Source organism: Paenibacillus ottowii (genome assembly GCF_006874425.1).
GTDB lineage: Bacteria > Bacillota > Bacilli > Paenibacillales > Paenibacillaceae > Paenibacillus > Paenibacillus ottowii.
Window position 1 is genome coordinate 616527 of record NZ_VIJZ01000001.1, and the last position, 21108, is coordinate 637634.

The window sequence follows — 21108 nt, forward strand, 5'->3', positions numbered from 1 at the left end:
TAAATATTAATTACAATGCGGCCCTGCTTATTGCGTGAGCCGCATTGTAATTTAAGGGTCCAAAATGCTGAGGGAGGTGCGTTAGGTTGCGCAAAATATATGTATTTGACACCACTTTGAGAGACGGAGAACAGTCACCTGGCGTGAACTTGAATACTCGTGAGAAAGTGGAGATCGCCCATCAGTTGGAGAAGCTGGGAATCGATCGTATGGAGGCTGGTTTCCCGGCTGCTTCTCCGGGTGATCTGGCGGCTGTTAATGCAGTAGCAAAAGCTGTAAAAAATTCGACCGTTATTGGCCTTTCGCGTGCAAGGGAACAAGATATTGATGCGGTACGCGAGGCACTCAAGGGAGCACAGGACCCATGTATCCATATCTTTTTGGCAACCTCTCCAATCCATCGTCAGCATAAGCTGCGGATGGAGAAGACACAGGTGTTGGAAACTGCTCGTGCTGCCATTCGTTATGGGTTAAAATATTTGCCAAAAGTGGAGTTTTCTTTAGAGGACGCAGGACGTACAGAGCTTGACTTTGTGGTTGAAATGGTCACCATGGCTGTACAGGAAGGGGCTTCTGTCGTCAATATCCCGGACACGGTAGGTTACTTAACACCCTACGAATACGGAAATATATTCAAACACATCAAGCAAAATGTGGTCGATGTGGAGAAGATTCAATTGAGTGCACATTGCCACAATGACTTGGGAATGGCTACTGCTAATACGCTTGCTGCCATCTTGAACGGGGCAGACCAGATCGAGGGAACCATTAACGGTATCGGTGAACGCGCTGGAAACACGGCTATTGAAGAAATCGCCATGGCATTGGAGACTAGACAGGAATTTTTCCAAGCCAAAACGTCTCTGCAATTGTCTGAAATTGCACGCACGAGTCGTTTGGTTAGCCGCTTGACAGGGATGGTTGTGCCGGGCAACAAGGCGATCGTGGGGGCCAACGCTTTTGCGCACGAATCAGGTATTCACCAGGACGGCATGCTGAAGGAGAAGACGACCTATGAAATTATGACACCGGAAAGCATCGGTCTGAAAGAAAGCAAGCTGGTGCTGGGCAAGCATTCAGGGCGTCATGCGTTCCGTGAGCGTTTGGTCGAGCTGGGATACGAATTGAGCGAAGAAGATCTGAATCGCGCTTTTGGCCAGTTTAAGGATTTGGCTGATAAGAAAAAGGAAGTATCGGACGATGATATCCTGGCATTGCTGGAAGAAAAATTGGCCGATGCACCTGAAGTCTTCAGGCTGGAGACCATTTTCGTAACTTACGGAAACAAGGCTACGCCTTCTGCACAAGTGCGTCTGGTAAACGATGAAGGCCAGGTGATCGAGACAGAAGCTGAAGGGAATGGTTCAGTCGATGCGATCTATAATGCGATTGACCAAGCCAGCAGCGAGAGTGTTGTACTTTCTGATTACTCCATTAAATCGGTTACTCATGGCAAGGACGCTCTAGGGGAAGTACATGTGGTGCTGACTCAAAACGGAATATCTGTACAGGGCCGCGGGGTAAGTACCGATATTTTGGAAGCAAGTGCACGGGCTTATGTGGATGCACTGAATGGTTTGATCGACAAGCGTAAAAATTACAGCAATCGCGTAGATTATAAATCCTAATTTTATACAAACCTAGGCATTGAATATAGACAGGATCGGGTTGTTTCCGATCCTGTTTTCTTATTTTTTAATAAAAAAACGAGCTTATAGGCAGAACCTATTGAATTGATAGATTCTATATCTTGGTCAAAGCCATGCTCTATATGTTACAAAGAAGGTATGAGAAATACGGTCTTATGGCTGTATAACAAGAGGAGTGTACGTGATGACAGACGTTAAAAAGATTGCAGTAATAGCGGGAGACGGAATCGGACCTGAAGTAGTTGCAGAGGCAGAGAAAATTTTGAAACGTACGGAAGAAGTGTTTGGCCTTTCATTTGAAACAGAGCATGCCCTGTTCGGCGGGATTGCCATTGATAAGAAGGGGACTCCATTGCCGCAAGAAACATTGACCGTATGTCAATCTGCAGATGCCGTGCTGTTGGGAGCGGTCGGAGGACCACAATGGGACAACAATCCTAAGGAACTTCGTCCTGAAACCGGATTGCTCGGTATTCGCAAAGAGCTCGGTCTGTTCTCGAATCTTCGTCCTGCTGTTGTTTTCGATTGTCTTAAGGACGCGTCTACATTGAAACCAGAAGTATTGGAAGGAACGGACTTGATTGTGGTACGTGAGCTGACGGGCGGTATTTATTTCGGTGAGAAATACAGACGAGAGAGTGCTCAGGGTGAGGAAGCGATCGATACTTGTGCATATAATGTAACAGAAGTTGAGCGTATTGTTCGCCAATCTTTCGAAATTGCACAAAAACGTCGCAAAAAGCTCGCATCGGTGGATAAGGCCAATGTGCTGGAAACTTCCCGTTTATGGCGTGAAGTCGTTAACCGCGTCGCTGTAGATTACCCAGACGTCGAGCTTGAGCATGTATTAGTCGATAACTGTGCCATGCAATTGCTGCGCCGTCCATCCAGTTTTGACGTCATTGTAACGGAAAATATGTTTGGTGACATCCTTAGTGATGAAGCAGCTATGCTGACCGGGTCCATCGGGATGCTCTCCTCTGCATCACTTGGAGAAGGCAGCTTTGGTCTGTACGAGCCGGTACACGGCTCGGCGCCTGATATTGCAGGCCAGGGACTGGCGAATCCAATTGCAACAATTTTGTCCGTTGCTTTGATGTTCCGCCTCACCTTTGGGTACGAGAAAGCAGCCGATGCTATTGAGAAAGCGGTAGCTGAGGTACTGGATGCAGGGCACCGTACAGCAGATATTGCGGTGGATAAATCTCAAGCGATCTCGACAGCTCAAATGGGCGATTTGATTGCGGCAGCTATTCGCTAAAGTTTCCGGAAATGCACCCGTTCTGAAAAAAAGCTTCCTATTATATAGGGCGGTTATACAACATAACTTTACAGCAAAAGTTTAACACCGTAGCTCCTGAGCAATCAGGAGCTACTTTCGTATCAAAAAGCTTAAAAAGCCCAAAATGTGAAAAGATTATGAATTTTCAAGCCAGTTTAAAATAATTATAAAAAAGTAATGGTTATAATATTGACTTTGTTTTCAGCGAATGATAACATTTATCAAGTAGGTGGTTTGTTACAATACAGATGATTGAGGAAAACACAATTGGTGTTTTTCTTACATATTTTAAAGGAGGATTTCACATTATGGCAGAAAGATTGGTAGGAAGACCCGCACCTGATTTTGCATTGGAAACAGTGTCTGGAGACGGTCAAGAATTTGGCTCGGTGAAACTTTCCGATTACCGTGGCAAGTGGCTCGTATTTTTCTTCTATCCACTGGATTTCACATTTGTATGCCCAACAGAAATTACAGCTTTGAGCGATGCAGCTGATCAATTCAAAGAGCTGGATACTGAAATCTTGGGTATCAGTGTAGACTCCGTGCATAGTCATAAAGCATGGATCAACACAGCTAAAGAGAACAACGGTCTGGGCAAATTGAACTTCCCATTGGCTTCTGACATCACGAAGAAAACAGCAAGTGACTATGGCGTTCTGATCGAAGAAGAAGGCGTTGCATTGCGCGGCTTGTTCATCATTGATCCAGAAGGCGAACTGAAATATCAAGTGGTTAACCACAATGATGTAGGCCGCAGTGTAGAAGAAACATTGCGTGTACTGCAAGCATTGCAATCCGGTGGATTGTGCCCAATGAACTGGAAACCAGGCGATAAAAATCTGTAATATCAATTTCACAAGTTGAATTTAAACAAGCAAGCCCCCAACATGCGGTTACTCTGCCGATGTTGGGGGCTTGCTTGCCTGCGCTGTTCAGCGGAACATCTGGGAAGTAGCCTGTCTGAATCATGTAATACAGAGTGAAGTAACAAATAATTATGGAAATGTTGTTGTGTTCTGGAGGAATTTTGCCTAATGAAAGCGAATAAGGTATTGTAGAAGATAAACAAGGCAGAACAGGTTTTGTTCAGAGGAGGCTGAGCCCGGATGAGTTATTGCTGTGGAGCAAGCATGGTAGGAACCAAGGGAACGCTGAAGCATTACCGCACCCAAGTCCATAATGTTCCTTTGCTGTTTTGCCCGGTATGTCGTCGCATTGAAGTTCATTATAAAGTCGAAAATGAGTATGAAATTTTGGCTGAGTATGCACATGGAGATGGGGCATCCGAGATTGATTTTCAGGATTATGTTATGGAAGACGATGATACGATATTTGAAAATTGTGTGAATCGCGAGAGCGAAGATGCATTTGAAATTGTAAAGCGCCAAATTGACATGTCGCTGGATTTATTGATGGTAGCCAAACAAATGAACGATGAGAAATGGCAGGGAGAGCTTAAGAGAAGACTGGCCGTTATGAGCCAAAGACGATTCCGGCTTCAACATAATAAGAGCGGCAGTTGACATCCTACACACCAAAGAAGCTCTCAATTCTGGAGAGCTTCTTTGGTGTGTAGGGCGCTTTTCTTAACTTATTTTTTAATTTTGGTAATGTTGCGCAGATATTATGACGAAAGAAAATAGGAGAAAAATGTGGATTCGACACTTTTTCCGATTGACTGTGATCCTTAATCTTGTCTATCATAAAATAAGACTCGAATCGAAAAAAATGGTCGGAGTTGAATGAAACTGTTTTTTACCCATTTGAAGGGTAATCGGTAGATACCTTTCTCTTCTTCAAGAATATTACACGTCCGATACGGCCAGTTTATCATTCCGATACAAGGGGGAAGCCTGGCATGATCAGTGAATTCCAAGAAGCCTTGCTTGATACCGTGGGAGCTTGCCCTTCCACACAGATCGCCAATAATAAGTATGAAAATGTACTGGAGAACCTGGATAGTGGTATCATGCTGTTTGACAGTGACGGGGTACTGACCTTTATTAACGTGCAAATGGCGAGATTACTGGAGTTACCACGTAGTTCGCTTGCGGGTCGCAACCTGATGCAAATTTTGCATCATCCTGAGTTAAGTCGGTTTAAGAAGAAGAAAATCATGCGGATTTATAAAGAAACTATCTTTCATAGAAAGCGCTATCATGAGTTGATTGATGAGTATGGTCGGCATTGGTTGATAACAGTGACCTACGGTGATCAGATGGATGGCGATTTTTTATTTAGTGTAAAGGATGTGTCGGATTATAAGCAGATTGAGCAGACGGCGTATCAAAATGATAAGTTGGCCATGCTTGGACGTATTTCGGCCTCTATCGCCCATGAAATCCGTAACCCGCTTACTGCAATCCGGGGCTTTATTCAATTGCTGCGGCCGCACTTGGTGGAGTTAGGCAGGGATGAGTATGCCCGGATTATTTTAACCGAAATCGATCGTGCAAACGATATTATTTACGAGTTTTTAAATTCGTCCAAGCCTTCGGCTCCGCAAAAAACAGCTGTATCTGTGATGGGGCTTTTAAAAGAAGTAGTATTGCTCACAGAAAGTGAGGCGTTGATGAAGGGCTGCCAGATCGCACTGGATGAAAATGATGAGCTCATGAAGGTTTCTATTGACGTGAAGCAGATTAAACAGGTTATCCTCAATATGATTAAAAATGCGATGGATGCCATTGAGAGCATCGGTGGGGAACGAGAAGGATGCATTGATATCCATACAATACTTGAGGGGCCTTATGTTCACATCTGCATTGAAGACAACGGGTTAGGTATGGACAACAATACATTATCGCGTTTATTTGATCCCTTTTTTACAACAAAAGAAAGTGGAACCGGCTTGGGATTGGCTGTGAGCTATCGTATTATCAAAAATCACGGAGGCTTCATTCATGTTGACAGTAAGCATGGAAGCGGTACACAATTCAAAATTACCCTTCCTGTAGTCTAATATGGAGATTTTTCGCAGAGAGGTCCTGTACAAACTATTTCTGTTATAGTGTGCAGCGTTGAGGTATAGGTATAGCCCGTTGGACAAATGTCGTCTGAAGCGCATAATCTGAAAAGATAATGCGCTTTTTTGGTACTGTAAGCTCGTGTATTTGCGCAAATGCGCAAATAAATTCATGGATATAGAACAAAAAAATGATTCACCTTTCACAGATTAAATGCTATTATATACCAGAATACAACATTTTTTTTGATACTATAGACTTAAACAACGGCTTCCAAAGCTGTCAAACGTCTTAGATGATCGGAAACTCCGATATGCAGGGGGCTGAAGAGGCTGAATGAATATACGGCTGGAAGTAAAAAAAACGATAGGCATCGGTATGGCTGCGATAGTTTTGTTTGTCATGGCCCAGTTATTTCACGTAACTTTGAATAAAATATACTCTTACAATGTATTTTTCTTCGTATACCCAATTTTAGGATTTGCCTGTGCTGCGATTTGTTTTTCTATTTTTTATCAATCCTGGTCCGTTTTGCTGGAACAGTTAACCTGGCAGAGACTTCTTATTGCCCCAACCTTTCTGGTGACTGGTCTGCTTTACCTGGTTCATATCGTTTCGTTTAGTTTTGTGAGCCTGACGGACTTTGCTTTGTCTCCAGGCATTTCGTTGTGGCTGCTGTTTGTAATTCGAGCCTTTACCTCTGTTATGCTCCTATTCGTTTGCTCTCTTCCATTTAGAAAAACAAAGTCTGAATACAAGACAGTGGCTTTGTGGGCGGGAATAGGTTGCACTTTGCTGATTTTAGGAGTTATTAAGGCCTATGACGCAGGCTTACCAGATCTACGTATAAGGTACGAATTGGGCAGCCTAGGCTTGACGTTGAATCTGGTAGTCATGTTGCTGCTGGTCCTTACATTTATTTTTGGAGTACGAAAATATAAGAAAGTTCGCCCGGCGGAGTTGGGCATGTTACTAATGGTTCGTGGGATCGGGCTGTGTGTTGTGAGCCAGTTGTTTTATTTATTTTCTAGGCAAATGAGTGATATTAATCATCTTATAGGACTTTTGACTAACGTGATTGCCTTTTATAGTCTGTTGAACGGTTTGGTCAGACTCATGGTTCTGGTTCCTTATCGGGAAAAACAGGCGGCAGAATCTGAGTTTAATCATATCGCTTATAATGATGATATAACAGGCCTCCCCAATCGCCGACGTCTTTCCCAGCGGCTGGATAAAATATTGCGCAACTCATTGAAGTCTGATGAGACAGTAGCTCTTTTAGTGCTAAATATTGATCGTTTCAAAGCGATTAATGATTCGCTTGGACATACGGCAGGCAATTATTTGCTGTATGCGGTAGGCGAACGCTTGGCCCGTTTTTGCCGTGAAGGAGAAGCAGTCTTTAGCATGGGTGGAGATGAATTTGCCTTTCTTCTAATGGGCTATGAAGATTCAGATGCCGTGAGAAATCGTATTGATGATATGGTGAAGTTGTTTGATCAGCCTTTTGATATTAATGGGGAGTCGTATCATGTGATGGTGAGCGTTGGCATCGCTTTGTACCCGTGGGATGCGAATCAGAGCGAACAACTTATCCAGCAGGCAGATACTGCTGTTCATAGTGCCAAGGAGCAAGGCGTGAATTTTCAGCGGTATGCTAGTGTGATGCAGATGCGAGCGCATGAAAGACTACAACTGGAGAATGATTTGCGGCGAGCGCTTGAAAATGAGGAATTTTCTTTGGTGTATCAGCCACGTGTCCACCTGCAAAGTGGCGAGCTAACGAGTTTGGAGGCGCTGGTGCGTTGGAATCATCCTCATCGTGGGATGGTCATGCCGGGCGATTTTATTCCAGTGGCTGAAGAAAGTGGCCTGATCGTGCCCTTGGGGGAATGGGTGCTGCGTGAGGCATGTCTCCAAAATAAACAGTGGCAGGAGCAAGGATATCCACCCATCCCGATATCGGTCAATTTATCCATGCGCCAATTTCAGCAAAAAAAACTGGTGGATGTTATTCGGGGCATTTTGGCCTATACGGAACTGGAACCACGCTATTTAGAGCTGGAGATTACCGAGAGTATGACTTTTGATAAGGACAGGGCCTTTGAACAATTGAAAAAAATAAAGGCTATCGGTGTGGCCATCAGTATTGATGATTTTGGAACGGGTTATAGTTCACTGCATTATTTGAAAAATCTCCCGATTGACCGTCTTAAAATTGACCGTTCCTTTGTAAATGAGGTACTGGTCGATAGCAAAAATGCGGCCATTGTATCTACCATTGCCTCTATGGCTCACCATCTAAAGCTGAAGGTCACGGCTGAAGGGGTGGAAAATGAGGAACAGCTCCAATTTTTGCAGGCCCAGGATTGTCATGAAGGACAGGGGTATTATTTTAGCCGCCCCATTCCGGCAGAAGTGTTTGAAAAATTGTTTTTACGTAACTCTGTGAATTGGCTGATTCAGGATGGGATGTAGTATGCTTGCATTTTCCAGAAAGGTAAGTTATACTGTATAACATCCTGATTCAGTTGGTCGACGAGAGCTTAAGTGTGTCATACATATGGATCAAGATGTTATATAATGCGGGTGTAGTTCAATGGTAGAACTTCAGCCTTCCAAGCTGATAGCGTGGGTTCGATTCCCATCACCCGCTTACTATTTTAAAGTTTCCGAACCCTTGTGAATCAAGGGTTCTTTTTATTTTCAATTGGATAATACTTTTAGCCGGGGTGTGGTTCATTCAACACCAATTTGGTAATTGGGAATAACGCCGGTATTTGCAAATATGCTGTGATCTGCTATATTGACTGCAAGTAAGTATCCCATAAAAAGGAAGGTTACCATACGTCCGATGAAGTAAGCACACTGATTTTCCCATTTAACTGCATGTTACTGGCAGGCGGCTGCAAGCTGCAACGGGAGAAGTGTGTCTGAAATGAAAGAAACAAATCATAGCAGTCATTCTATATTCCTGTATGCAAGTCGCAGCCTTCTGCGGCTTTTTTTATTGCTTCCGGTGTGAAAACCGGGCTGGGAAAGGATGATCGTGGTATGAAAACCATTTTGCGAGTTCGCAACGTAGTCAAGGAATGGAACGGGGCATCTTTATTGGAGAAGGTGTCGCTGGACGTGACGGAAGGAGAACGGCTCGCGCTGTTCGGAAGAAATGGAGCAGGTAAAACGACGCTATTGCGAATATTATTGGGAGATGAAGCACCAACCTCTGGTCAAGTAGAGCATGATTTACCATTGGAAGAGCGCGGCTGGCTGAAGCAGCAGGATACGTTGGATGGGTCACGAACCGCACTGGAGGCCGCGCAGCAGGCCAGCCCTAAGCATTGGCATCTCAAGCAAGCATTGAGACAGCTGGAAGCTCACCTAGCCAATCCTGGGAAGGATATGGAGCATCATTTGGAGCGTTACGGGGAGCTGATGGATCAATACGAGCGTCTGCAAGGCTTTGCCTGGGAGTCTGAGGTGGAAAAGACGCTCACCCGAATGGGTATGCCTGCCCAGACGTGGTCGATTGCTTATGGTGATCTGAGCGGAGGGCAGAAGACGAGGGTACGGCTGGCCGGACTGATGGTCAGGCAGCCGAAGTTGCTGGTGTTGGATGAGCCAACCAACCATCTGGATGCCGAAAGCTTGCTCTGGCTGGAGCAATGGCTGTCCACGTATCCTGGAACATTGCTGTTTGTATCGCATGACAGAACTTTTTTGGATAAGGTGGCTACAAGCTTGGTTGAGCTGACACCCAAGGGCATTAAGCGCTATAAAGGCCGATATAGGAATATAAAGCGCAAAAGGAGCGGGAGCTACGAGAGCAGGAGGCGAGCTATCGGAAGCAGGAACTGGAGCGGCTGGAGGCTAACAGGGTAGAGCAACCGCGTGAAGCCCCGTCTTTGCACATGAAATTAAGTGACAGCGGTTTTCAGGCTAAATATTTGCTGCGTGCTGAGCAGGTTGACTTTAGCTACGACGAGCGTGTCATTATGAAAAATCTAAATCTGAACGTTGCACGTGGGGATCGTTTGGCTGTTCGGGGACCCAATGGAATTGGCAAAACCACGCTGCTTCGGTTATTGACAGGTCAGCTGGAACCGCAGATAGGGAAAATTACAACCAACCCACAGTTGAATATCGGATATTTTTCACAGGAGCTGGAGCAGCTTCCAGAGGACCAGACGTTGCTTGACAGTCTGCTTGCACTCCCTACGATGACCTAAACCGAAGCGAGAACGGTGCTGGGCTGTTTTCTATTTGCCAAAGGGGATGTATTTAAAAGGATCGGAACGCTCAGTATGGGAGAAAAATGCAGGATAGCTTTTTTGCGCTTGTACTTTAGTGGAGCCAATCTGCTAGTGCTGGACGAACCGACAAATTACTTTGACATTGAAACCCGTGAAATTGTAGAAGATTCTTTGAACCGAAATGATGGGGCGTTGGTACTCGTCTCGCATGACCGGGAACTGGTACGTTGTACGGCAACTCGGCTGCTCGATATGAAGCCGGGAGGCGGATATGAGATCTATGAAGGGACGGCCGACGAAAAACAAGAAGATGAACGGAGCCGCATTCGAGAGCCAAAGGATCAAGAGGAGCGGGAAGAACATCTTAGATTACAGCTGCGTCTTACCGAATTGATGGGAATGGCAGGGACGAGTGAAGAAGATAAAGAGGTCTTGAGCGATATCAGGCGCATTCGTGCTAAGCTGGATCGGTTAAATGATCCCGATATCTGTAGGAATGAAATATAGGCGCTGCTTGCCAAATTGCAGTAGTTTGCATATAATAATGAGCAATAGTTCGTATTTTGAAAATGTCTTGATGGAGAAGAGTAGGCAGTGTCCGATTGAACAGGGAGGAAGCGCCGTAGGATTGAGAGCGTTTCTACAAATATTGGGCTGTTGAAGTTCGCTCCGGAGCAGTTCCTTGAACCTCAAGCGTCATGTAAATGGCGGATGTGTAAGTAGGGGATACCGGTTCACGACCGTTACAACGTGCAGAGCGAGACGATGATGTATTACATGAATGATCACCCGAACTGGTTGCCGCAAGGTAAAGTATCGGGTAGCTGATCTTCATTGTCTAACGAGGGTGGTACCACGGTCTTTTCGTCCCTTTCCGGGAGAAAAGACCTTTTTTTGTTGTCTGAAAAGCTGGATATGAAGAAAGGGGACTGAACAGGCGATGAGCGAAACCATCCAAATGAAGGAACATTTGCTGGCCTTGAAGGAAGAAGCACTGGAAGTATTGGAGAAGGTGGAAACACCCAAGGAACTGGCTGAACTACGAGTTAAATATTCGGGTAAAAAGGGTGCACTGACTGAAATTTTGCGCGGTATGGGCAAGCTGAGCGCGGAAGAGCGTCCAGTTGTTGGACAGGTAGCCAATGAGGTGCGCGAGGCGATTGAAGAGGTCGTTAACCGTAAGCAGGACGAGTTCACGAAAGCAGAAACGAACGAGCGTTTGCAAGCGGAGAAAATCGACGTTACGCTGCCTGGACGCGCACTGCCGCAAGGCGGGCTCCACCCGCTTAACAAAGTGATTGAGCAAATTGAGGATATTTTTACAGGTATGGGATATCGAGTGGCTGAGGGGCCGCAGGCAGAGACTGATTATTATAACTTCGAAGCATTGAATCTTCCTAAAAACCACCCGGCACGGGATATGCAGGATTCATTTTACCTGACGGAAGATTTATTGATGCGTACCCATACGTCACCGGTTCAGATTCGCGCAATGGAGGCGATGAAGGGTGAAACGCCTATTAAGGTGATTTGTCCGGGTACGGTATTCCGACGTGATGATGATGATGCAACACATTCCTTCCAATTCCACCAAATTGAAGGTCTTGTGGTTGGGAAAAACATTCGTATGAGTGATTTGAAAGGGACCTTGCTGCAATTTGCACGCGAAATGTTCGGGGAATCGACCGAAATCCGGTTGCGCCCAAGCTTCTTCCCGTTCACCGAGCCAAGTGCTGAAGTAGACGTGACTTTTGTGAAGAAAAACGGCGAACGCGTATGGATCGAAATTTTGGGCTGTGGTATGGTGCATCCGAAAGTGCTGGAAATGGGTGGTTTTGATCCCGAGGTGTACAGTGGCTTTGCATTCGGTATGGGTGTAGAACGGATAGCCATTTTGAAATACGGCATTGACGATATTCGTCATTTTTATAACAGCGATCTGTCGTTCTTGAAGCAGTTTGCGCGTCAATAAACAACTATATCAAGGGAAGTGAACCCATATGAAAGTATCATTCGAGTGGCTGTCCGAGTATGTATCACTGGATCAAGTGAGTGCGGAGGAGCTGGCAGAAAAAATCACCCGTTCGGGCATTGAAATTGATGAAGTCGAACATCGCAACCAAGGAATTACTGGCGTCGTTGTAGGCTATGTCAAAAGCAAGGAAAAGCACCCGGACGCGGATAAGCTGAATGTGTGTATTGTTGATGCAGGTCAGGGAGAAGACTTGCAAATTGTGTGTGGTGCTAAGAACGTGGATGCAGGTCAAAAGGTTCCTGTTGCAGTTGTAGGTGCCAAACTTCCAGGAGATTTCCATATTAAAAAGGCTAAGCTGCGTGGTGTTGTATCCATGGGCATGATCTGCTCGGCCAAAGAACTGGGCATGAATGATAAGCTGTTGCCAAAAGAATTGCAGGAAGGCATTTTGGTGCTGCCAGAGGATGCTGAAATTGGTACGCCGATTACGAAACTGCTTGCCCTGGATGATCAGGTGCTGGATTTTGATCTGACACCCAACCGCTCGGATTGCCTGAGCATGCATGGAGCTGCTTATGAAGTGAGCGCCATTCTAGGACGTGACATTTCGCTGGCTGACCCTGCTAAGGATCTGGTGGAAATTAGCGATGCAGCGGCAGATCATCTGTCCATAAAGGTAGATGTTCCTGAACTGTGTACGCATTATGCAGCACGTTATATCACAGGTGTAAAAGTGGGCCCTTCCCCATTATGGATTCAAAATCGTCTGATGGCGGCAGGGGTTCGTCCAATCAACAATATCGTAGATATTACGAACTACGTCATGCTGGAATACGGCCAGCCGTTGCATGCTTTTGATGCGGATAAGCTGGAACATGGAAATATTGAGGTTCGACTTGCTCGTGCAGGCGAAACTTTGATCACACTTGACGATCAGGAACGTAAGCTGGAACCGCATATGCTACTGATTACGGACGGCGTGAAGCCAATTGCATTGGCTGGCGTGATGGGCGGAGCCAATTCCGAGGTCACGGATGCGACAGTCAGCATCGCACTGGAATCTGCGAAGTTTGACGGCGGTACAGTTCGCAAAACATCCCGTCAACTCGGACTGCGCTCAGAAGCAAGTCTGCGTTTTGAAAAAGAGGTTGATCCAGGCGCTGTTATACATGCTGTAAATCGTGCAGCTGCGCTGATCCAGCGTTATGCAGGGGGGACTGTACACCAGGGCATCGTAGAGTCTGCTTTTGCAAAAGCTGAAAACCGCATTATCAAGCTGTCGCTAGATAAAATAAACCGATATTTGGGAACCGAACTGTCCCTGCTTGAGGTGAAGACGATCCTTGGTAGACTTCATTTCGGATGTGGCGATGCAGAACAAGGGGTGTTGGAAGTTGAAGTACCTACACGCCGCGGGGATATTACTATTGATGTGGACTTAATCGAAGAAGTGGCACGTTTGTATGGCTATGACAATATCCCAACCACGCCGATTGAGGGACCGACAACTCCAGGAGCTTTGACGGCATCGCAATCCCTGCGTCGCTCTTTGCGTAGATTGCTGGCTCATGGTGGCTGGCAGGAGACGATCAGTTACTCTTTTGTACATCCGCAAAGCACAGCCTTGTTTAATGCTCTGACAGAAGGCAGTCATCCGGTACGTTTGGCCATGCCTATGAGCGAAGACCGGAGCGTTTTGCGTACGAGTATCATTCCGCAGATGCTGGATACAGCGGTGTACAATATGAATCGCAAGCAGGATAATCTGGCCATTTTTGAGATGGGAACTGTATTTTATACAGAAGAACAGACATTAACCCGCCAGCCGCAGGAAATTCAGGTGCTCAGTCTATTGCTGACTGGGGTTCGCCGTGAAAAACAGTGGAACATCGGTGCTGAAAAGGTTGATTTCTTTGATATTAAAGGTGCGCTTGAAACGGTGTTAGATTATTTCGGGCTAAGTGCCAGCATTCGTTATGTGGCTGACCAACCGCAAAGCTACCACCCAGGACGTTCCGCTTCGGTATGGCTGGATGTAAATGGTAGCTCTCAGCGGATCGGTACGATTGGGCAGATTCATCCGGAGCTGCAACAGTCCTATGGGCTGAATGATACGTATGTAGCAGAAATTTCGTTGCAACAGCTCATTGAACATGCAAACTCCCATATTCAGTTCAAAGAGCTGGCTCGCTTCCCGTCCGTGGAACGTGACATTGCTCTCGTGGTGGATAAAGATGTTGAGGCAGGGGAGCTGCTTCGTGTTATTCACGTTGCAGGCGGAGAACTGTTGCAGGATGCACGGGTGTTTGATGTATTTACAGGCAGCAAGCTTGGTGAAGACAAGAAGAGCGTAGCTATTTCCCTGACCTATCGTCATTGGGAGCATACGTTAACAGATGAAGAGATCAATGCGGCGCATTCTCCTGTCGTTACGTCTCTGGAACAAACTTTTGGAGCGGAATTGAGAAAGTAGCAGGAAATGCGGGAAGCCGTATCGAATCTTAGTGACAGAGGTTCGATACGGCTTTTTGGCCTATCATCATTGAAGCTCTCTACTCTGATATTCACCCGCTGCGGGGAAGCCGGGCTAATAAGGTTGAACGCTTCACGAAGGCGGGTTACCCTAGTACCGGACACATCTTAGAATCAACATACAGTAGTATTGAAGGAGGGCATAATTGTGACTACACCAGATCGTACTCGCGTCACTGTAGAGATCTACGGTACTTCTTATAAACTTGTCGGTAGTAATAGTGATTATATGAAGCAGGTTGCCAATTACGTAGATGAACGTATGCATAGCATTTCTCAAGCTCATTCGCGTCTGGATATGCCCCGAATTGCCGTGCTGGCTGCGGTTCATATGGCTGAAGAAGCTGTACAAATCCAGGAGATTCAGAGCCACATGAATCGCTTGGCAGCGGAACGGGCGGAACTCCGGGGAGATCTGGCGCAGCTCCAGACGGCCCTAGGGGAACAACAGCAGAAAAATTCAGATATGCAGCAAGCTCTTATTCAATTGAGGGAAGAAAAAGAAACAACGCAGAAGAAGCTGATGGAAACTGAATCTGCATCAGCCAAGGAAATTGCCGAGTTGAAGGCAAAGCTTGAACAGCAGGAGAAAAAAGCGGCTGAGCTTGAACATGAACAAAAACAGGCCAAGCGTGAATTGGAGGAATCCCGGCAAGAAGCTTCTCGAAAGCTGAAGGAGCAGCAAGAATCTGCGAATGCGCGTGTCCGGCAGAGAGAAGAGCAGCTGAAGAAGGAAATAGTCGAAGCGGCCAAACAGGCTGAAGCTAAGCTTTCGGCTGCGGAGAAGACTCATCAGGAGCAGAAGCGTATAGAGCTGGACAAATTGCGATCTGCTTTGCGGCAAGAGCATAGCCAGAAGCTAAGCGAATGGCAGACCAAGTGCTCCGGGCTGAATGATCAGCTGGAGCAGGAACGTAGACAGGCTGAATTGGCACTAAATGAAGAAAAGCTCCAGCATGAGGAAGCACAACAACGTGCCGAGGAAGCTGCACTGGAGCAGGAGATTCGGATTGAGGAGCTTCAGGAGCAATTAGAACAAGTACAGGCAGGAAGCGCAGAGCTTTCTTCTCGCCTGGAGGAGGCTCAAGAGCAAGCTGCAGCATTGAAGCAACAACAGTCCGAGCTGGAGGTCGAGCTGCAAGCACAGCAACAGGCGGCAGCAGAGCGGGAGCAGGCAGGTACGCGCGCACGTGAAGAACTGCAAAGCAGATATGATCAACTGGCGGCTGAAGCCAAGGCTACGCAGCAGCAGGCAGCTAAGCTAGAGGAAGAACAGCGCCGGATGCAGAAGTTGCTAGAGCAAGCTCATGTATCTTCTCGCAAGCTGCAGAGCGAGCTGGCTACGCTGGCTGAAAGCGAGAAGTCATGGAAGAAGCTTGCAGAAGAGCGTCAGTCGGCAGTAGAAGAACTGGAACTTTCCCTGCTGGAAGCGCGTGAACAGAAGGAAGCGATAGAGGAGCAGCTGCAGCAGTCCATAGCTGAGGTTGAAGCTGCTAATAATCAATATGCTTCACAGCAGCAACGTCTAGTTCAACTTGAAACGAAAATCAAAGAGCTGTCACCTGAGCTGATTCGCGTTCAGGACGAGCTTGAGCAAGCTAATATTCGAGAGCAAGAGAGCGCGAAGGCGTATCAATCGCTTCAGGAGCAATATGGAAGCATGAAGAGCCGAGCTGGGCAACTGGAGCAACATATTAAGCAGCTCCAGCAGGAAAACCATGACCGGCAAAGTGAACTGGAACGTGCTGAGAAGGCTTCTGTGGAATGGCAGCATAAATATGATCAGTTGAAGGCTGAAGCGGAACGTCTGGAAGCTGAAGATGCTGCCCGTAAGGAAGAATTTGCATCTTGGGAACGGGAAATAGCGGTAACGCTTGAACAGAAGGAACAACTTCAGGAGGAGATACGTTTCGCAGTTGAGGCTGCCAACACCGCAAAGGCAGAACAGCAGTCCATCGAGCAGGAACGGAAGGCCTTGCAGTCTGAATTAGACGAAGTGGGTCAGAAATATGAAATGGCGGCTCATCAGCTTCGGTTATTACAAGTACAACAGGATGTAGATCGAGAAAATACAGAAAAAATTTCGACAGAATTACGTCAGCTCAAGGAAGAATACACCAAGCTTCAAACGGAGTATAATGAATGGATTGAACTTATTGAACAGGATCAGTAGATACGGATTATAAATGTAAGGCAATCCCCGGCTGCTCATGGCTGGGGATTTTTTGTCTATGGTCATGCTAAAAAGTGTAAAATGGCAAAAAGCTGTCCTTTGGCAGATGAATCTGCTTCGGGACAGCTATACTGGAAGTGTCTGCTGAAATTATTTCGCTTCCTTGCGTCCGGCTTCAAACGGTGTCGATACCGGAATGAACAGATCGATAATCCCGATAACCAATGCAGCGAGCAATGCGCCCATAATCGAAACACTAACATGGGCCACGACATATTGAGCGACCCAGATAACCAGAGCGCTCACCAGAAAACCAACGATACCGCGTCCAAATGGGGAAACGCGTCGACCAAATATCGCCTCGACGATATAGCCAATCAAGGCAATGACAATGGCAAGGATCAGCGCACTCCAAAAGCCGCCTACACTAAATCCGGGAACGATCCAGCTTACGACCATCAGAACCAGAGCGGCAACGATGAAACGTACAATGTGCCCGAGAATGCTCACGGAATAACCTCCTTTGTTTTTTTGAATTAACAGGGTTAGACAAAGGTTAGTGTGTGGCATAAAGAGCTTTCTTATGTGTAAAGCAGAGTTGGCAAATAGCGTAAGTTTGCTGCTTTCGGTATAATATAGATATAAGTGAAAGGAGCAGTGAAGTTGGACTCTAAAATTTTCAAAACCCTTGAATATCAAAAAATTCTAAATAAACTAAGTCACTATGCCCAAACGGCAACGGGACAACAGATCGCTCTTCGATTACAGCCCAGCGACGATTTGGAGCATATCAAGAAATTGCTGAAAGGTACGGATGAGGCCTATGCTGCTGATCGGTTAAAAGGAGTGCCTTCCTTTAATGGAGTAGTGGATATCACTCCGGCGGTGAAGCGTGCCCGTATTGGAGGAACGTTAAGTCCGCAGGAGTTGCTTGGGATTCGGACAACGGTTCAAGCTGCACGCCGTATACAGGTATATGTGACAAGTTTGCATGAGGAAAATCCTGTTGAAACATTGCTGTATTGGAGTGAGCAGCTATCGGAGCAAAGAAGTTTGGAAAACTCGATTAAAGGCTGTATTGACGAAAATGCAGAGGTGCTGGATTCCGCCAGTACAGAGCTTTCACAAATTCGCCGCGAGCTGCGATCAGGTGAAGTGCGTATCCGTGAAAAGCTGGATTCCATGATTCGCTCCTCAACCGTATCCAAAATGCTTCAGGATCAGTTGATTACGATTCGTGGAGATCGGTTTGTCATCCCGGTCAAAGCCGAATATCGTTCTTATTTTGGCGGAATTGTGCATGATCAATCCGGGTCCGGCGCAACATTGTTTATCGAGCCTGAATCCATTGTAGCTATGAACAACAAGCTGAGGGAAACCAGGCTGAGAGAAGAGCGTGAAATTGAAGTCATTTTACAAAAGCTGACCGCACTTGTCGCAGAACAAGCAGATATGTTGCTGTATGATGTGGATATTTTGGGCAATCTTGATTTTATTTTTGCAAAAGCGCGTCTTGCTCGTGAAATGAAGGCAACGTTGCCTTTAATGAATGATCGCGGGTACTTGAAGTTGAAAAAGGGTAGACACCCTCTAATTCCATTGGAACAGGTCGTTCCCATAGATGTGGAGCTGGGTAATTCGTACACCTCCATTATCGTTACCGGACCGAATACAGGGGGGAAAACCGTTACCCTGAAAACGATAGGTCTGCTAAGTTTAATGGCGATGTCTGGACTGTTTGTGCCTGTTGAGGATGAAAGCCAGCTATGCGTATTTGATGCAATCTATGCCGATATTGGTGACGAGCAGAGCATTGAGCAAAACTTGAGTACATTTTCCAGTCACATGACCAATATTATTAGCATCTTGAAGAGTATGACACCTAAAAGCCTTGTATTGCTTGATGAGGTGGGGGCAGGAACGGATCCGGCCGAAGGTTCGGCGCTGGCTGTGTCCATTCTGGAACATATACATGCTATGGGTTGCCGTATGGTGGCGACGACTCACTATAGTGAATTGAAGGCGTATGCCTATGAGCGCAAAGGAATTATTAATGCAAGTATGGAGTTCGATGTCGCTACGTTAAGCCCGACGTACCGCCTTCTGGTCGGTGTACCCGGACGAAGTAACGCTTTTGCCATTGCCGAGCGATTGGGATTGCCGGGGCGGATATTAGATTATGCTCGTGGCGAGGTAACGGAGGAAGACCAGCGCGTCGAGCACATGATTGCGTCACTGGAGCAGAACCGTTTGACTGCTGAGCAAGAACGGGAAAAAGCAGAGCAACTGCGTAAGGAAATGGAAGCATTGCGTACCCGCCATCAGACCGAGCTGGATAAACTGGAGTCACAACGGGACCGCATGCTGGAAAAGGCTGAAGACGAAGCAAGAATTCTCGTAGATAAGGCTCGTAGTGAAGCGGAGAAAATTATTAATGATTTGCGCAGATTGGCTCAGGAAGAGGGAGCCTCGGTTAAGGAGCACAAGTTGATTGCAGCTCGTAAAGAACTGGATGAAGCTGAACCGAAGCAACGTAAGAAAAATACAGCCAAACGTTCAACCACTACGCGTACTCGTTCGATCATGGCTGGCGATGAAGTATCAGTTCACAGTCTGAATAAAAAAGGTCACGTGGTTGAACTGACTGGCAGCAAGGAAGCTATCGTTCAGCTGGGCATCATGAAAATGAAGGTCAGTCTGGACGATCTGGAGTTACTGCAACCAGCCCCAACGACTACTCCAAGGGTCCAAAAGCCAGTCACTGGCGTTAAGCGGACACGGGATGATAATGTGCGTAGTGAACTTGACCTTCGGGGAGCCAACGTAGAGGAAGCACTGATGGAAGTGGACCGCTTCATGGATGAAGCGTTTTTGGCCAATCTGGGTCAGGTATACATTATTCATGGCAAAGGTACCGGGGTCCTGAGAACCGGTATTCAGGAGTACCTTCGCAAGCATAAGCATGTGAAAAGCTATCGTATCGGTAACTACAATGAAGGCGGCGCGGGTGTAACGGTTGCTGAATTGGAATAGATATAGGTTGCTGACCGAGAACGCTTGGTAGAACGGGAGGGACGAGGTGAAGATGGCGATTGATGAATTGCTATCGCATCCGTTGGGGATGATGCTGGGTTATTTCTCCGTGGCGGTGCTGGAGTTAATTGTTTTTTTATCCTGCTTTGAGCTGGTAACCCGTTATAAATGCTGGGAAGAGATCAAGCGAGGCAATGTTTCGGTAGCCATGGCAACGGGTGGAAAAATGTTTGGTATTTGCAACGTGCTCCGCTTTGCAATGGAGTCTAAATCCAGCGTGTATGATACGATGATCTGGTCGTTCGTTGGCTTTTTACTGCTGCTTGCAGCGTACTTTCTTTTTGAATTTCTGACACCGGTATTTTCTATCGATCAGGAGATTAAAGAGGATAACCGGGCAGTTGGCTTGTTCTCCATGATTATTTCTATATCACTTTCTTATGTGATTGGTGCGAGTGTAACTTGACACATCCTGTATACTAGAGCTTGGTATACGCATTGGAACGGAAGGATGATAAAGATTGGAAATGACGATTTGTCCATGGTGTAACATGGAAATTATCTGGGATGAAGAATTAGGACCTGAAGAAGAGTGTCCTTATTGTCATAATGATCTGAAGGGATACTCAGACCTCACCGATGAGGAAGATGAGTCTGAGTCTGTTCCTCCACCTGCTCACAAACATAAGGATGGGCATGAAAATGCAACACATGATCATGCGGATCATGAGGGTTCTGTAACTCCCGCGCTTCACGCTCATGGAGAAGAAGACCTTAAGGGTTACCGTACATTGAGTATTCAGCTTGGCGATGATGACGAACAGGATATTTTATATGAGGCAGAGGATGAAATGGTGGTTGAAAAGCCGGCTGATGCACCGTTATTGCAGGATAATGAGCTTCACAAGCTGCCTGTGCTGCATACTTTACAAAAATTCGAAGAAAGCGGTGCAGATCTTATGGCTTATGAACAAGGTGCTGAACAAATACTCGATAGACAAGAGGAAGTTCTTGAATGTTCCCAATGCGGAGAGTATATGCTGCATGCGGGTTTACAAACCGTCACCAGAGAAGGCTTTGAATCATCGATATCTCCAGTGCTCGGTAAACCTGTTCTCGATTTGCCGTTCGTTTTGAATGTTTATGTGTGTCCTAGCTGCTTCCATGTTCAGCAGACTTTGTCAGAGGATGACCGCTTGCGGATGCTGGAGAAGCTCAGTGGTATTTCCAATAATTAAATAG

General features: G+C 46.4%; 13 protein-coding genes, 1 tRNA gene and 1 pseudogene. 14 read left to right on the forward strand and 1 reads right to left on the reverse strand.

Annotated features, from left to right (window positions below):
• The first annotated feature begins 86 nt into the window (after positions 1-86).
• The 11 genes and pseudogenes from FKV70_RS02925 (at position 87) to FKV70_RS02975 (ending at position 16833) form a co-directional block, all read left to right on the forward strand.
• A complete protein-coding gene (locus FKV70_RS02925; RefSeq protein ID WP_063209940.1) occupies positions 87-1628 on the forward strand; it encodes a 2-isopropylmalate synthase in 1542 nt (513 codons plus the stop codon).
• A gap of 205 nt (positions 1629-1833) precedes the next feature.
• A complete protein-coding gene (gene leuB / locus FKV70_RS02930; protein WP_064795327.1) occupies positions 1834-2910 on the forward strand; it encodes a 3-isopropylmalate dehydrogenase in 1077 nt (358 codons plus the stop codon).
• Between the two features lie 329 nt (positions 2911-3239).
• Entirely contained in the window at positions 3240-3779 is a 540-nt protein-coding gene (locus FKV70_RS02935; protein WP_013370083.1) for a peroxiredoxin, read from the forward strand.
• Between the two features lie 261 nt (positions 3780-4040).
• Complete coding sequence (locus FKV70_RS02940; RefSeq protein WP_142611776.1) at positions 4041-4457, forward strand: hypothetical protein; 417 nt, start codon at positions 4041-4043, stop codon at positions 4455-4457.
• 335 nt (positions 4458-4792) lie between these two features.
• Complete coding sequence (locus FKV70_RS02945) at positions 4793-5896, forward strand: ATP-binding protein (protein ID WP_142611777.1); 1104 nt, start codon at positions 4793-4795, stop codon at positions 5894-5896.
• A gap of 340 nt (positions 5897-6236) precedes the next feature.
• Positions 6237-8378: a putative bifunctional diguanylate cyclase/phosphodiesterase gene (locus FKV70_RS02950; protein ID WP_142611778.1), complete on the forward strand. Its 2142-nt coding sequence runs from the start codon at positions 6237-6239 to the stop codon at positions 8376-8378.
• A 107-nt stretch (positions 8379-8485) separates the two neighbouring features.
• Positions 8486-8556, forward strand: a tRNA-Gly gene (locus FKV70_RS02955).
• A 398-nt stretch (positions 8557-8954) separates the two neighbouring features.
• Positions 8955-10660, forward strand: a pseudogene (locus FKV70_RS26860) (ABC-F family ATP-binding cassette domain-containing protein).
• A 433-nt stretch (positions 10661-11093) separates the two neighbouring features.
• Positions 11094-12125, forward strand: a complete 1032-nt coding sequence (pheS, locus tag FKV70_RS02965) for a phenylalanine--tRNA ligase subunit alpha (protein ID WP_280115053.1) — start codon at positions 11094-11096, stop codon at positions 12123-12125.
• A gap of 28 nt (positions 12126-12153) precedes the next feature.
• Positions 12154-14601: a phenylalanine--tRNA ligase subunit beta gene (gene pheT / locus FKV70_RS02970; protein WP_142611779.1), complete on the forward strand. Its 2448-nt coding sequence runs from the start codon at positions 12154-12156 to the stop codon at positions 14599-14601.
• A 207-nt stretch (positions 14602-14808) separates the two neighbouring features.
• Positions 14809-16833 carry a DNA repair protein gene (locus FKV70_RS02975; protein WP_142611780.1) on the forward strand — a complete coding sequence of 675 codons (2025 nt, stop codon included), beginning with the start codon at positions 14809-14811 and terminating at the stop codon, positions 16831-16833.
• A gap of 150 nt (positions 16834-16983) precedes the next feature.
• Here FKV70_RS02975 and FKV70_RS02980 read toward each other — a convergent pair whose 3' ends face one another.
• Positions 16984-17343, reverse strand: a complete 360-nt coding sequence (locus tag FKV70_RS02980; protein WP_063209932.1) for a phage holin family protein — start codon at positions 17341-17343, stop codon at positions 16984-16986.
• 153 nt (positions 17344-17496) lie between these two features.
• On the opposite strand from FKV70_RS02980, the gene FKV70_RS02985 reads away from it, so the two are divergent.
• The 3 genes from FKV70_RS02985 to FKV70_RS02995 are packed head-to-tail and all read left to right on the forward strand — an operon-like array spanning position 17497 to position 21104.
• A complete protein-coding gene (locus FKV70_RS02985) occupies positions 17497-19866 on the forward strand; it encodes an endonuclease MutS2 (RefSeq protein ID WP_142611781.1) in 2370 nt (789 codons plus the stop codon).
• Between the two features lie 52 nt (positions 19867-19918).
• Entirely contained in the window at positions 19919-20332 is a 414-nt protein-coding gene (locus tag FKV70_RS02990; protein ID WP_063209930.1) for a DUF350 domain-containing protein, read from the forward strand.
• A gap of 55 nt (positions 20333-20387) precedes the next feature.
• Complete coding sequence (locus tag FKV70_RS02995; RefSeq protein ID WP_142611782.1) at positions 20388-21104, forward strand: hypothetical protein; 717 nt, start codon at positions 20388-20390, stop codon at positions 21102-21104.
• Positions 21105-21108 lie beyond the last annotated feature (4 nt).